This is a genomic window from Lentzea roselyniae (assembly GCF_039537795.1).
Classification (GTDB): Bacteria; Actinomycetota; Actinomycetes; order Mycobacteriales; family Pseudonocardiaceae; genus Lentzea; species Lentzea atacamensis.
Genome location: NZ_BAABBE010000001.1, coordinates 99,389 through 113,827, shown reverse-complemented (window position 1 = coordinate 113,827; position 14,439 = coordinate 99,389). Strand labels below are relative to the sequence as shown.

11 protein-coding genes and 1 pseudogene are annotated in these 14,439 nt (G+C 68.2%); 6 read left to right on the top strand and 6 right to left on the bottom strand.

Translation table 11 applies throughout. The annotated features are described in order from the left end of the window. Positions 1 to 28: 28 nt before the first annotated feature. Positions 29 to 763, bottom strand: a complete 735-nt coding sequence (locus tag ABFX45_RS00575; protein WP_346126809.1) for an SDR family NAD(P)-dependent oxidoreductase — start codon at positions 761 to 763, stop codon at positions 29 to 31. 95 nt (positions 764 to 858) lie between these two features. Here ABFX45_RS00575 and ABFX45_RS00570 point away from each other — a divergent pair, with 95 nt between their 5' ends. Further along, positions 859 to 1,440: a hypothetical protein gene (locus ABFX45_RS00570; protein WP_346126807.1), complete on the top strand. Its 582-nt coding sequence runs from the start codon at positions 859 to 861 to the stop codon at positions 1,438 to 1,440. Here ABFX45_RS00570 and ABFX45_RS00565 read toward each other — a convergent pair. After that, complete coding sequence (locus ABFX45_RS00565) at positions 1,389 to 2,018, bottom strand: HAD family hydrolase (RefSeq protein ID WP_346126805.1); 630 nt, start codon at positions 2,016 to 2,018, stop codon at positions 1,389 to 1,391. The two genes, ABFX45_RS00570 and ABFX45_RS00565, sit on opposite strands and share 52 nt — an antisense overlap. A 66-nt stretch (positions 2,019 to 2,084) precedes the next feature. Here ABFX45_RS00565 and ABFX45_RS00560 point away from each other — a divergent pair, with 66 nt between their 5' ends. The 4 genes from ABFX45_RS00560 (at position 2,085) to ABFX45_RS00545 (ending at position 8,224) form a co-directional block, all read left to right on the top strand. Further along, positions 2,085 to 3,251 (top strand): MFS transporter, encoded by a 1,167-nt coding sequence (locus ABFX45_RS00560; protein ID WP_346126803.1) that lies wholly within the window; start codon positions 2,085 to 2,087, stop codon positions 3,249 to 3,251. Between the two features lie 64 nt (positions 3,252 to 3,315). Continuing rightward, entirely contained in the window at positions 3,316 to 5,337 is a 2,022-nt protein-coding gene (locus ABFX45_RS00555) for a PhoX family protein (protein ID WP_211337117.1), read from the top strand. Between the two features lie 129 nt (positions 5,338 to 5,466). Then, entirely contained in the window at positions 5,467 to 7,560 is a 2,094-nt protein-coding gene (locus ABFX45_RS00550; RefSeq protein ID WP_346126801.1) for a PhoX family protein, read from the top strand. Positions 7,561 to 7,684: 124 nt separating this feature from the next. After that, entirely contained in the window at positions 7,685 to 8,224 is a 540-nt protein-coding gene (locus tag ABFX45_RS00545) for a DUF3455 domain-containing protein (protein ID WP_112226458.1), read from the top strand. On the opposite strand, the pseudogene ABFX45_RS00540 reads toward ABFX45_RS00545, so the two are convergent. Further along, a pseudogene (locus ABFX45_RS00540) lies at positions 8,197 to 9,370 on the bottom strand (MFS transporter). The gene ABFX45_RS00545 and the pseudogene ABFX45_RS00540 overlap by 28 nt on opposite strands. A 14-nt stretch (positions 9,371 to 9,384) precedes the next feature. Here ABFX45_RS00540 and ABFX45_RS00535 point away from each other — a divergent pair. Next, positions 9,385 to 10,062 carry an SDR family oxidoreductase gene (locus ABFX45_RS00535; RefSeq protein WP_346126798.1) on the top strand — a complete coding sequence of 226 codons (678 nt, stop codon included), beginning with the start codon at positions 9,385 to 9,387 and terminating at the stop codon, positions 10,060 to 10,062. On the opposite strand, the gene ABFX45_RS00530 is transcribed toward ABFX45_RS00535, so the two are convergent. The 3 genes from ABFX45_RS00530 to ABFX45_RS00520 form a co-directional block, all read right to left on the bottom strand. Then, positions 10,063 to 11,367: an amidohydrolase family protein gene (locus ABFX45_RS00530; protein WP_346126796.1), complete on the bottom strand. Its 1,305-nt coding sequence runs from the start codon at positions 11,365 to 11,367 to the stop codon at positions 10,063 to 10,065. A 430-nt stretch (positions 11,368 to 11,797) separates the two neighbouring features. Continuing rightward, positions 11,798 to 12,958: a sensor histidine kinase gene (locus ABFX45_RS00525; RefSeq protein ID WP_346126794.1), complete on the bottom strand. Its 1,161-nt coding sequence runs from the start codon at positions 12,956 to 12,958 to the stop codon at positions 11,798 to 11,800. A gap of 298 nt (positions 12,959 to 13,256) precedes the next feature. Further along, complete coding sequence (locus ABFX45_RS00520) at positions 13,257 to 14,363, bottom strand: nitric oxide synthase oxygenase (RefSeq protein ID WP_267900041.1); 1,107 nt, start codon at positions 14,361 to 14,363, stop codon at positions 13,257 to 13,259. Between the last annotated feature and the right edge of the window lie 76 nt (positions 14,364 to 14,439).

Sequence of the window (14,439 nt, the reverse complement as noted above, 5' to 3'; positions counted from 1 at the left end):
TCTCCGTCCGGGAGGGCGGCCCTTCTCGTCAGCGCTTCGAGAGCCGCAGCTTCTGCCAGCTCCCGTCCGCGGTCCACCCGCCGTCGACGGGCAGTGCCACACCGTTGATGTACCGCGCGTTGTCACTGGCCAGGAACCGCACGGCCTGTGCGATGTCGTCCGGCACCGCGAACCGCCCGGCCGGCACGTGGTCGGTGATGTCCTCGTCGACGTAGTAGCCACCGGCCTGCGACTCGACGTCCATCTCGGTCTTGACCCAGCCGGGGCACACGGCGTTGACCCTGACCCCGCGCCCACCCCACTCGACGGCAAGCGTCCGGGTCAGCCCGATCAGCCCGTGCTTGGTCGTGTTGTAGGCGGCCCGGTCCGCCACACCCTGCAGCCCGGCGACCGACGCGATGTTGACGACGCAGCCACTGCCCTGATCGAGCATCACCTTGCCCAGCGCCTGCGTGAGCAGGAACGGCCCGGTCAGGTTGACCGCCATGATCCGTTCCCACTGCTCGAGCGTCGTGTCCTCGAACGGCACGATGCCGGCGATTCCCGCGTTGTTGACCAGCACGTCCACCCGCTGATGGGTGCTCATCACGTGGTCGGTCAGGCGCTGGACGTCCGCGGCGCTCGCGACGTTGCCGACGATCCCGTCCTTGCTCTCCTGCAGGTCGAACCCGACGACGGCGAACCCGTCCTCACGCAGCACGTCGGCGATCCGCAGGCCCATGCCCTGCGCCGTGCCGGTGACCACAGCAACTCGTTGCGTCATGAGCGCGAGGCTAGGTAAGTGCCGCTGTTCAGCGACAGACACGTTCGTGTGTTCGGAGTCTCAGCGAAAGGCCTGCTTCCGCTAACTTCAGCGCGGTGCGCACACTGCTCATCGCCCTCCCCGGCCTGCTCCTCGCCGGCATCGGCCTGACCCACCCGCACCACCTCGACGCGACCACCGCCCAGTGGTGGCGCGACATGCACATCATCCTGGCTGTGGTCTTCCCGCTCCTCGGCGCCGCGCAATGGGTTCTGCTCGCGGACACCCCGAAGCTCGTGCGCTACCCGGCCCGCATCGCCGCGTTCGGCTACGTCGTCTTCTACGGCGCACTGGACGCGCTGGCCGGCATCGGTGGCGGCGCGCTGGCCATGGCGAACGGCGGCCGCTCGCCCGCCGACGCCCCGATCTTCAAGATCGGCAACCAGCTCGGAACCGTCGGCGCCTGGTGCTTCTTCGCGGCCAGCGTGGCGATCGCGGTGTGCGCGCTGATCAACAGCAAGGTCAAGGCAATCCCGGGAGCGGTCTTCCTGGTGTTCGGCAGCTACCTGTTCCTCAGCAGCCACATCTACTGGCCGAAGGGCGTTCTCGCCTGCACCTGCCTCGCGATCGGCATGGCCGCGACCAGCTACGTCAGCGCACCCGGCAGGTCGGTGATCGAGGACAGCACCCGCACCTGAGCGAGCACGTCCGCGGCGGGCGGGAAGTGCGGGTTCGGCACGGCCAGCACGGTCATCCCCGCGGCAAGCGCGGCCTTCAACCCGTTCGTCGAGTCCTCGACGGCGTAGCAAGAGGTGGCCGCGAACCCGAGCCGTGACGCTGCCAGCAGGTAGACGTCCGGCGCCGGCTTGCCGGCGGCGCACTCCTCCGACGACACCGCGACGGGCACCGGCAGTCCGGTCACGTCCAGGAACACCTTGATCAGCACGGCGGGTGCTGACGAAGCGATGGCCACGGGGAACCGCGACGCCACCTCCCGGACAGCCTCGACCGCGCCCGGAATCACCGGCAGGTGCGCCGCGTACGCCTTCTCCATCTCGGCGATCACACCGGCGGAAGCCTCCTCGGGCGTCAACGCCACACCAACGGCAGACACCAGGTACGCGCCCCACTCGGGCGTCGACATCCCCTGCATGTCCCGTGTGGCGGTGGGGGTCCAGACGCCGCCGTGGCGCGCCGCGAAGTCCTGGCGCACCTCGTCCCACACCTGCTCGGAGTCGATCAGCACGCCGTCGAGGTCGAAGATCACCGCTTCCACACCGGAACCGTACCTTGTGACCCATAGTACTTCGTCATGCTAACCAAAATCTGTTAGGTTAGCTAAGTGAATTTCCAGGCTCAGCCCAAGCAGGTGTGGATCACGGCGTTCGCCGCGGTCATCGCCTTCATGGGGATCGGGCTCGTGGACCCGATCCTGTTGTCCATCGCGGAGGGTCTGCACGCGACACCCGCGCAGGTCACCCTCCTCTTCTCCTCCTACCTCGGCGTCCAGGTCGTGGCGATGCTCTTCACCGGTGCCGCGACGGCGCGGTTCGGGGCCAAGCGCACGCTCGTCGGCGGGCTCGCGCTGATCGTCATCGCCACGCTGGCGTGCTCGGCGGCGGGGAGCATCGGCCAGCTCGTGGGACTGCGGGCCGTGTGGGGGCTCGGCAACGCCTTCTTCATCGCCACCGCGCTCAGCGTCATCGTCGGCGCGGCGAGTGGTGGGCAGAAGGGCGCGATCCTGCTCTACGAGGCCGCGCTCGGGCTCGGGCTGAGCGTCGGGCCGCTGCTCGGGGCCCTGCTCGGCAGCATCTCGTGGCGCGGTCCGTTCCTCGGCACCGCGATCCTCATGGCCCTCGCACTGATACTTTGCGCAAAGTTCCTGGCCAGGGACTCCCACCAGGGGCGCTCGAAGATCGGCCTGCTCGATCCGCTCAAGGCGCTCAAGCATCCGGTTCTGCTGCGGACGTCGATCGGTGCCGCGCTCTACACGGCCGCGTTCTTCACGGTGCTCGCGTGGTCGCCGTTCGTCCTGCGGTGGGGTGCCGTCGAGATCGGGCTGATCTTCTTCGGCTGGGGTGTGTGCGTCGCCGTCTCCAGCGTCTTCCTCGCGCCTCGGCTCGCGGACCGCGTCGGCGAGAAGAACGCGATCATCGGGTCGGTTCTCGCGTTCGCGCTGCTCATGTTGGTGATGGCGGTGCCGAGCAAGCCGTTGCTGGTGGTCGCGGTGATCGTGAGCGGGCTGGTCAGCGGTCTGCTGAACACGCTGTTCACCGGTGCCGCCATGAGCGTCAGCGACGCGCCCCGGCCCGTCGCGAGCGCGGGCTACAACTTCCTGCGCTGGCTCGGCGGTGCGCTGGCCGCGACGTTCGTGAGCCACTTGGCGCAACCGTTCGTCGTCGCAGCGGCCCTCTGTCTCGTGGCGGCCGGACTGCTGACGCTCAACCGAACGGACACAAGGGACGTTCCGTCAGAGGCTGTCCTGGCAGGTGAACAACTTGTGGGTTAACAAAGCATGAACGGCCGCATACGGTCTGTCGTGGTTCCCGCACCGACCGTAGGAGGCCACCACCATGATCCCTCTGCCGCTCGTCAACCACCGCGTCGGCAGAGCAGCGGTGACATGCGAGTACCGCTGCGGGGACGCGTGCTTCCACGACGTCCCGAACACCTCTGACAACCCCTACTTCGGCGACCTGGTGAGCCGTCGCACCGCGCTCAAAGCCGGTGCTGTGGTCGCCGCCGCCGCGACGGTCGCACTGCCCACGACCGCCGCGGCCGCTGAGCCCGAGGCCAAGGGTCACCGGCCGCCGAAGGGGCTCGACTTCAAGCCCGTCGAGGTCAACACCAAGGACGAGGTCGTCGTCCCCGAGGGGTACGAGCAGGGGATCGTGATCCGCTGGGGTGACCCGCTCTTCCCCGGCGTCCCCGAGTTCGACTTCGACAACCAGACCGCCGCGAAGCAGGCCAAGCAGTTTGGCTTCAACTGCGACTTCGCCGCGATCCTGCCGCTGGACCCGCTGGAACTGACCGGAATCATGGTCACGAACCACGAGTACACCAGCGAGACGTTCATGTTCCGCGGCTACGACCCGAACAACCCCACCGAGGAGCAGGTGAAGATCGGCTGGGCCGCGCACGGCCTGTCGGTGTTCATGATCAAACGCTCGTTGTTCTCCGGCCACTACAAGGCGAAGTTCAGCAAGTACAACCGCCGCATCACCCTGCACACGCCGTTCGAGGTGCGCGGTCCGGCCGCGGGCAGCGACCTGCTGAAGACGTCCGCCGACCCCACGGGCAAGAAGGTCCTCGGCACGATCAACAACTGCGCGGGCGGCGTCACGCCGTGGGGCACGATCCTGTCCGGCGAGGAGAACTTCAACCAGTACTTCGCCAACGCCGCCGGCCGCAACGACCCGAAGCTCACGAGGTACGGCGTCACCGGCAACGCGACCACGCGCAAGTGGGAGCGCTTCGACAAGCGCTGGGACCTCGCCCAGGAACCCAACGAGGTCAACAGGTTCGGCTGGATCATCGAGCTCGACCCCCACGACCCGGACTCCACTCCGATCAAGCACACCGCGCTCGGCCGGTTCAAGCACGAGACCGCCAACGTGCGCGTCGCCGACGACGGCCGGGTGGTCGCGTACTCCGGTGACGACGAGCGGTTCGAGTACATCTACAAGTTCATCTCGAACGGGAAGATGAAGCGCGGCAACAGCAAGGCCGCACGCCGTCACAACATGACGCTGCTCGACGACGGCACGCTCTACGTCGCGCGGTTCAAGGGCGACAGCCCGGCGAGCGAGATCGACGGCACCGGAAAGCTGCCCAGCGACGGGAAGTTCGACGGCACCGGCGAGTGGATCCCGTTGGCAGCGGGCAACAAGTCGTTCGTGCCGGGCATGACCGCGGAAGAGGTGTACGTCTTCACGCGGATCGCGGCCGACAAGGTCGGTGCGACCAAAATGGACCGTCCCGAGGACATCCAGTGCCACCCGCGCACCGGCACGGTCTACTGCGCGCTCAGCAACAACGTCGAGCGCGGCGTCACCCCTGGCAAGGAAGGCCCGACCGAGCCGAACCCGCGGATCAACAACCGCCACGGCCAGGTCCTGGAGCTCACCGAACGACGGGGCGACGCGCTCGCGCTGACGTTCAACTGGGGCCTGTTCATGGTGTGCGGGTTCCCCGACGACCCGAACACCTACTTCGGCGGCTACGACAAGTCGCAGGTCAGCCCGATCTCCAGTCCGGACAACGTGGCGTTCGACCGGTACGGCAACCTGTGGATCTCCACGGACGCCGACGGCAAGCTGGACGGGCTGAACGACGGCCTCTACGGCGTGCCGCTGGAAGGGCCGGAACGCGGTCACCTCAAGCTGTTCCTCACGGTGCCGCGCGGTGGCGAGACCTGCGGTCCCGTGATCGGCGAGCGGGTGATCACCGTGTGCGTCCAGCACCCCGGCGAGGTGGACGGCGCGAGTGCCGACAAGCCCGTCTCCAACTGGCCGGACCGGGGCACCTCCCGACCCCGTCCGTCGGTCGTCGCGGTGTGGCGCAAGGGCCGCCGTCAGCTGGGTGAAATCGGTTGATCACCCTGCGTGCTGTGATCGTTCGGGTGTAGCGGGTGTTCGCCTGCCGTTCATCTCGTGGACGGCGGGCGATCTCGTTCGGCTCTTAGTTTCGGCCAGTTCCCACACTGACCGATCTCGGAGGCCTGCGTGTCCTCACCCACCGATCGGGGCCGCCGCCTGCTGCCCCTGCTCCCGACGAACCACCCGCTCGGGCGTCAGGCAGTCACCTGCCAGTACCGCTGCGGCAATGCCTGCTCGCACGACGCTCCCAACACCTCGGACAACGCGTACTTCGGTGACGTCGTCAAGGAGGTCGTGAGCCGCCGCGGCATGCTGAAGGCCGGTGCGGTCGTCGCCGCCGCCGGCGCCGGTGCGCTCGCCTTCTCCGGAGCGGCCGCCGCTGCCCCGGCGCACGCCGACCTCGACCTCGACCTGGACCTGAAGTTCGGTCACGACCGCGACGGACTCAACTTCGAGCCGGTGCAGCCCAACACCCTCGATGCGCTCGTGGTGCCGAAGGGCTACCAGTCCGACGTCGTGATCCGCTGGGGCGACCCGGTGCTGCCGGACGCGCCCGCGTTCGACTTCGACAAGCAGACCGCTGCCGCCCAGGCGAAGCAGTTCGGCTTCAACAACGACTTCTGCGGCCTCGTGCCACTGCCGGGCTGGGACCGCTGGCTCATGGTGAGCAACCACGAGTACACGTCCGAAGAGTTCATGTTCAGGAACTGGGACGCGAACAACCCGACCGAGGAGCAGGTCAAGATCGCCTGGGCCGCGCACGGCCTGTCGGTCGTGCAGGTCGAGCGCGACCACCGCACCGGCAAGCTCGTGCCGTCCAAGGACCGCCGCAAGTACAACCGCCGCATCACGCTGACCACGAAGTTCGAGATGCGTGGCCCGGCTGCCGGTTCGAAGCACCTCAAGACGTCGGCCGACGCGTCCGGCAAGGTCGTGCTGGGCACGCAGAACAACTGCGCCGGTGGCGTCACGCCGTGGGGCACGATCCTGTCCGGCGAGGAGAACTTCAACCAGTACTTCGCCAACGGCGGCCAGGTCGCCGACGCCACCACGAAGGCGCGCCTCGCCCGCTACGGCATGTCCGGTGGTGCCACCACGCGCAAGTGGGAGCGGTTCGACAAGCGCTTCGACCTCGCGCAGGAGCCCAACGAGGCCAACCGCTTCGGCTGGATCGTCGAGATCGACCCGCTCGACCCGACGTCGACGCCGGTCAAGCACACCGCGCTCGGCCGCTTCAAGCACGAGGGTGCGAACGTCATCGTCGCCCGCGACGGCCGCGTCGTCGCGTACATGGGTGACGACGAGCGCTTCGACTACATGTACAAGTTCGTCACCGACGGCTGCTACCAGAAGGGCGACTCGAAGCGCGCCCGCGAGCACAACAAGCGCCTGCTCGACTCCGGCACGCTCTACGTCGCGAAGTTCACCGGTGACAGCCCGGCCGCCGAGATCGACGGCACCGGCAAGCTGCCGTCCGACGGTGAGTTCGACGGCTCCGGTCAGTGGATTCCGCTGGCGCACAACGACAAGTCGTTCGTCGAGGGCTTCACCGCCGACGAGGTCTACATCTTCACGCGCCTCGCGGCCGACAAGGTCGGTGCCACGAAGATGGACCGCCCCGAGGACGTCGAGCCGAACCCGCGCAACCGCCGGGTCTACGCCGCGCTCACCAACAACACCGACCGCGGCAAGCCCGGCAAGGAAGGCGCCACCGAGGTCGCGCCGCGGCTCGGCAACAAGCACGGTCAGGTGCTCGAGCTCGAGGAGCGCCGTGGTGACAACACGGCGACCACGTTCTCGTGGAAGCTGCTGCTGGTCTGCGGTGACCCCAACGACCCGAGCACGTACTTCGGCGGTTTCGACAAGAAGCAGGTCAGCCCGATCTCCTGCCCGGACAACGTCGCGTTCGACCCGCGCGGCAACCTGTGGATCTCCACCGACGGCAACGCCCTGAAGTCCAACGACGGCCTGTTCGCGGTGCCGGTCGAGGGCAAGCGCCGCGGCCAGGTGAAGCAGTTCCTCACCGTGCCGCTCGGTGCGGAGACGTGCGGCCCGGTCATCACCGACGACTTCGTCCTGGTGTCCGTGCAGCACCCCGGTGAGATCGACGGCGCCTCGGCGAGCAACCCGGCGTCGCACTGGCCGGACGGTGGCACCTCGCAGCCGCGTCCGTCCGTTGCGGTCGTGTGGCGCAAGGACCGTCGCCGCATCTGCGGCTGAGGGTGCTCGCCCGCTCACTCCTCGAAGTCGTTTGAACCGGTGCGGCCGTCGGGCCGTATGCCCTGACGGCTGCACCGCGGACAACGAAGACACGTCGCACTGTCTGTCCACATAGGAGTGAGTCATGAAACGAGCTCGGCTCGTGTTCGTCACAACAGCCCTACTCGGCGTCGTGGCAGGCGGCGCCGCCTCCACCGCCGCGCCGACCCCGGCGGCCATCAACGGACCTGACGCGCAGGTCGCACCCGCCGTGCAAGTTCCCGCAGGCAACAAGCTCGTCGCCAAGTTCTACGCCAAGGGCGTGCAGACCTACACCTGCACGACGGGAGCGTGGAAGCTCCTGGAACCCGCCGCCACCCTGGCGGACCGGCTGGGCAGGGCAGTCGGCCTGCACTCGCGCGGTCCGATCTGGGTGTCCACAACAGACGGAAGCGCCGTAGAGGCCGCCCCGGTCGACGGCGCCAGGAACGAGGTTCCCGGAGCGGTTCCGGAGCTCCTGCTGAAGGCCAAGACGACCAGGGGCGCGGGCGTGTTCGCCGGCGTCAGCTACGTGCAGCGCCTCGCGACCAAGGGCGGCCTCGCGCCGTCGGGTGGTTGCGCTGAAGGTGCCCAGACTTCCGTGCGCTACGAGGCGCTCTACACCTTTTCCGCACCCGCCCGCTGAACCAGCGCCACCACGGCCGCGCTGATCATCGTGACGCCGACGACCCAGAGACCGGTTTTCTGGGTTCCGGTGAGCGTGCAGCCACCCGGTGACGTAGGGCGCGGCGAACCCGCTCACGTTGCCCAGCGAGTTGATCAACGCAATACCGCCCGCAGCAGCCGTACCGCCCAGAAAACTCGTGGGAAGCGCCCAGAACGTGGGCAGGGCGGCACACACACCGATCGCGCAGACCGAGACCGCGACCATCGCCGCGATGGGGTTGTCCAGGTAGAGCGCGACCGGGATGGCCGCTCCACCGAGCAGCATCGGCGCGGCAACGTGCCACTTCCGTTCTCCGGTGCGGTCGCCGTGCCTGGCCCACAGGATCATGGCGACCGCGCCGAGCGCGTACGGAATCGCGTTGATCAGCCCGCGCTCGACGATGCCCGCTCCCGGCGCGAGCCCCTTGATGATCGTCGGCAGGAAGAACCCCAGCGTGTACAACCCGTACACGATCCCGAAGTACACGAAGCTCAACGCCAGGATCCGCGGGTGCGTGAGCGCTTTCCTGAGCGGCCAGTGCTCCTTCTGCGGCTCTTCGATCACCTGTTCCGGCTTGTCCGGCAACCAGAACCACGTCACGAACGCCAGCGCGATCGCGGGCAACCCCTCGATCAGGAACATGGTGCGCCAGTCGGTCCACTGGATCAGCAACCCGCTGAGCGTTGCCCCGAGCGCGGTGGAGATCGGCACCGCGACCATGAACAGCGCGACGATCCGCGCCCGGTCCTTCTCCGGGAACCAGTACGTCAGGTAGAGGATGATGCCGGGAAAGAACCCGGCCTCCGCCACACCCAGCAGGAACCGCAGGACGATCAGCACCGTCCCGTTGGGCACGAACGCCATGGCCGTGGCGACGATCCCCCAGCTGACCATGATCCGCGCGATCCACCTGCGCGCCCCGAACCTGTGCAGTGCCAGGTTGCTCGGCACCTCCAGGATCAGGTACCCGATGAAGAAGACCCCGGAGGCGAACCCGAACACCGTCGCCGAGAGCTTGAGCTCCTCCGACATCCCGTTCGGCCCGGCGAACCCGATGTTGACCCGGTCCAGGTAGTTGATGAAGTACAGCAGGCAGAGATAGGGAAGGATCAACTTCCGCGGCACGTTACGGTTCCCCCATGAGTGATCGTCCGGTCGCCCTCGTCACCGGGGCATCCAGTGGAATCGGCTCGGCCATCGCCCGCAGTCTGGCCCCAACTCACGATCTCCTGCTAGGCGGACGCGACGAAACGTCCCTGTCCCTGCTCAATGCGGAACTTCCCGGCGCGGAGGCCTGGCCCTTCGACCTGACGAACCTCGCCTCGGCGGACACGGCCCACATCGCGCGCCTCGACGTGGTGGTGCACAGCGCCGGCGTGGCCCTGCTCGGCCCGTTGTCCGAGGCCTCTGTGGACGTGTGGCGCCAGACCCTCGAGGTCAACGTCGTGGCGGTCGCCGAGCTGACCCGTCTGCTGCTGCCCCAGCTCCGCGCCGCGTCCGGTCAGGTGGTGCTGATCAACTCAGGTGCCGGCCTGCGCGCCAACCCGGGTTGGGGCGTGTACGCGGCCTCGAAGTTCGCTCTCCGCGCCTACGCCGACGCCCTCCGCGCCGACGAGCCGTCGTTGCGCGTGACCTCGGTGTTTCCCGGACGGACGGACACGCCGATGCAGCGCGAGGTGCGCCGCCAGGAGGGTGGCGAGTACGACGCCACGCAGTACCTCGACCCGGCCTCGGTGGGGCGCGCCGTGGCGTCGGCCGTGCTGGCGACGCCGGACGCGCACATCACCGAGATCGTGGTGCGGCCGCAACCGCGTTGATCAGGTGTTCCGCAGCCGCTGAGCCACCGCGGTCACGCCTGCCTGGGCTTCCTGCCGATCCACCCGGGTGGACTCCCCGCCGGCGACGACGTGCTCGCCGCCCACCCACACGTCGGTGATCCGCCGAGCTCCGGAAGCCCAGACCAGGTTCGCCAGCAGCTGCGAGTCCGGCGCGTCCAACCCGGTGGCGAACGCCGGGTCGTCAGCGTCGACGTGCACGACATCGCCCCAACGCCCAGCTTCCAGCGCCCCGATGTCGTCCCGGCCGAGAGCCGCGGCTCCACCCCGAGTCGCCATCAACAACGCCTGCGCCGCACCGAGCACCGTGGCGTCCATCTTGGAAACGCGAGCGAACAGCCCGGCCAGCCGCGCCTCCTCGAACAGGTCCAGGTCGTCGTTGGACGCCGGCCCGTCCGTTCCCAACCCGACCGGGACTCCGGCAGCCAGCATTTCCGGCACCCGCGCGATCCCGGACGCGAGCTTCGCGTTGGACCCGGGGCAGTGCGCCACACCAACACCGAACGACGCGTACAAAGCAATGTCGTCATCGGACAGATGCACGGAGTGCGCGGACAGAACCCGCCCACCCAGCACGTCCGAAGCCTTCAGCAGGGCGGGCACCGACCCGAACTCCGCCCGCTGCGCCTCGTCCTCGAACGGCGACTCGGCGACGTGCACCATGAGCAGCGCCCCGCGGGCCCGCGCCTCACCGGCGATCGAGGTCAGCTGAGCAGGAGAAAGCGTGTAGGCGGAGTGCGGCCCGTAGGCGAGCTCGACCCGGCCGTCCGCGAACTGCAGCCCGTCCGCGTCGATCCACGCCGAGATCTCGTCGGTCATCGACCGCCACGACATCCCCGGCACGTCGAGGATCGCCGCGCCGAACACCACGCGCGACCCGGCGGCCAGCACGGAAGACACCAGCTCGGGGCCGTGGAAGTACATCTCGGCCGAGGTGGTGACGCCGTGCCGCAACATCTCCACCGCGCCCAGCAGCATGCCCGTGCCGACGTCGACCGCGGTCATCCGTGCCTCGTTGGGCCACATCTGCTCCTGCAGCCACCGCAGCAGCGGCAGGTCCGAACCCAGGCCGCGCAGCACCGTCATCGGGCTGTGCGCGTGGGTGTTCACCAGGCCGGGCAGCAGGATCCCCGACAGCCGCCGGACCTCGCCGTCGAACGCGGGAGCCTCGGCAGCACCACCCACGTAGGTGATTCGACCGTCGACCACGTCCACGACCGCGTCGCGCAACACGGAGCAGGACGAGTCGCAGGGCAGGACCACCGGGGCGTGCAAGCGCATTGACATGCGAAGAATCCTGCCACTGTGACGCCAGTCACAAGCATGCATAGGTCAGGGGCAACTGGGAATCCTGGCTCCGTCGGGTGCGGGCCGACCCCCAGGGTCCGCCCCGACCAGAACTTCTCCCCAACCAGGGGGCCCGTCGAGCACTATCCGGCGGGCCCTTTGTGCATTCGAGGCAACCTGACCGACGGGGACGACGTCACATGATCATGTCGAAGAAGCCGTGCACGTCCAGTGGAGACTTCCGGCGCGCGCAGAAGCCCGCCACCCCCAAACCGCCGACTCGGCGCTGAGTTGGCATGATCACGACTGCACGGGTACGGGCGTGATCATGCGGAGGCATCAGTGGCCGACATCGACCCTCAGAACGACGACCAGTTCAGCGATGTCGAGATGACGCAGGAGTTCGACGTCATCCGCGACGACCGCTGACTTACGCCAGCGGCAGTTCGGCGCGGACCGTCCATCCAGTCGGTTCGCGTCGGCCTGCGGAGAACGTGCCACCCAGCAGTTCGACGCGCTCGCGCATGCCCACGAGCCCGTAACCACCCGAGCCACCAACGGGAACGCCCGACGCGACGCCGTCGTCGGTGATCGACAGTCGCAGCGCGCCCTCGCTCGAGGTCAGTGCGACGTCCACTGAGGACACGGCGGAAGCGTGTTTCTGGGTGTTCGTCAGAGATTCCTGGACCAAGCGCAGCACGGAGCGCGCCAGCTCCTGCGGCACCGCGTCCTGCAGGTCGAACGAAAGCCGCACCGGCAGACCGGATTCCGTTGCCAACGCGCGCACGTCGTCCACCAAGGACGAAGACGCGGCCGGCCCGGACGACTCGCCATCGCGCAACGTCCCGACCAGACGGCGCATCGCGGTCAGCGCCTCGTAGCCGGACGCCTCGATGGTCGGCAGCACCTGCTCGGCGGTCTCGCGACTCAGCTGACCTGCCTGAGCGTGCACGACGATCGCGGTGACGTAGTGCGCGACCACGTCGTGCAGCTCGCGAGCCAACGCCATCCGCTCGGCGTTCTGGGCCGCGGCAACGGAAGCCGCGAGCTGAGACGCACGTTCGTTGTCCCTCGCCCGGAAGTGCAGTCCACTGCCCACCGACAGGATGAGCAGCAGTGTCGCGCCGAACAGGTAGGACGTGGGATCCGGGGCCCAGTCGCGGTACTCGACCGGGGCGACGATCGGCCACCCCAGGACCTCGGTGGTCGCCATCGCGGCCATCACCAGCGCCGTGCCGACCACCGCGCGCCAGCGGGAGTCTTCTCGCACGAGAACCGAGATGGTCGCCATCGCCGCGCCGGTCATCGACACGTTGGCACCGCTGATGAAGAAGTGCGGCTCGATCGCAACGCCGAGAAACCGCAGGGAAAGCGCCACGCAGACGATCGCGAACGCCAGTGCCAGTGCCGCGTCGAACGGACGGCGGGGTGCGAGCACGGCGATCGCGCAGATCACCAGCACGCCGGGCACCTGCCACCAGCCGAGCCCGCTGAGCGCACCGGCTTCCGCGATGACGATGCCCGTGAGCGAGAGCGCCAGCGGCCATTGGCGTTTGGCGAGCAGCCGCCAGTTCAGATCCGTGCTCTCCACCCGGTACACGGTAAAGCCGGAAGACTGATTCCGCGTCCGACCGCAGGCTAACCCGGCATCAGCCAGAAGGCTGAGTGGGCGACCTGCGGAAATACCCTCACGGCGGATGCCGGATCACGTCCTGGTCACGGACTCTGGAGGAGCGAAAGTCGGGGATACGGAGGACGCCATGTTGTCAGTTGTGTTCACTTGGGCCGCCGCTGTGGTCGGCCTGTTGGTCCTTGCGCTGATGGCCCTGTCGGGCGTGATGATCGACTCTCAGAGGTAAGAACCGCAGAGCCAGCGTGTGATGGGGAAGTCAGACGCTGGTCAGGGAATTCTGCTGGCGGAGCAGCTCCGCCAGCCTGCTCGTCGGTTGGGGACGGGTCTCGTCCAACGCGGCCGTGAAGCGCGCCGGAGTACCGGTCCGTGCGCGCGCCGCGGCTGCGGTGTCCAACCGGAATGCCGGACGCGCAGCAGAAGGACGCTGGCGAGAGCGCAGCCACGCAAGGCGGTGCAAGGCTTCCGCGTGGTGGTCCGTGATGGTGACGGACGCCTTGTCGAACGAGTGCAGCACTGCGGCGTTCAGGTGAACGGTCGCGAAATCCCGCCACAACGTGCGTTCGGACGACGTGTCCAGACCCAACGCCTCGGCGACCTCGCGCGCCACACCGTAAGCGCCTTCTTCGGCCAGTGAACGAGTGCCGATCTCGGCGCCCACGAACCAAGAGTTGAACGGCGCCGCCGGATAGTTCACGCCGCCGATCGACAGCCGCATGTTGGAGATGACCGGAACCGCGTGCCAACGCAGGCCCATTTCGCCGAACCACGGCAGAGTCGGGTGCTCCAGCGGAACCTCGTGCACGATCTCGGACGGCAGCGTGAACAGCCGCGGTCCCTCGTGCTGCGTCTCCACCACCAGCGGCAGCAGGTCGAAGCGCGACCGTCGCGCGGGCGGCCGCCATCCCATGCCCTGCATGGTTTCGGTGAACTGGGTGTAGCGACGGTCCCCCATCCCGTCGGCGTACCCGGCGTACCGGATCAGCTGTTCGTTCCAGATCACCGGCCCAGGCGATCCGGGCGCGTCCGGCGCGAAAACCGTTACCAGCGGCCGAATCTCGCCGCCGTTCGTCGCGAGCCGCAGGTGTTCCACGCATTCGCCGGCGACAGCGGCGGCGTTGCGATAGCCGCGCAGATCGCGGACTTTCAGTCGTCGCCACGGAACACCGGAAGTGCACCAACCGGAATCTCGCAACGCGATCCGCGCGCCGTACGCGAGCTCGTTCGTGGTGTGGCGGTAGGTTCCGGTCTCGGCGATCTCCGCGCGCACCTGGGCGATGCGGGCGGACAGCGAGCCAGCGTCGGAGTGCGCCGCGTGGAACATGCGGATGAACTCCTCCGCGACGGGGAGGACGTCGGGGGTCACGGAGCGAGAACCTAAGGCCGGAACAGCCTCACGCGTCACTGCCACTCGGGGCATTTCGGGTGATCAACACCGGCCA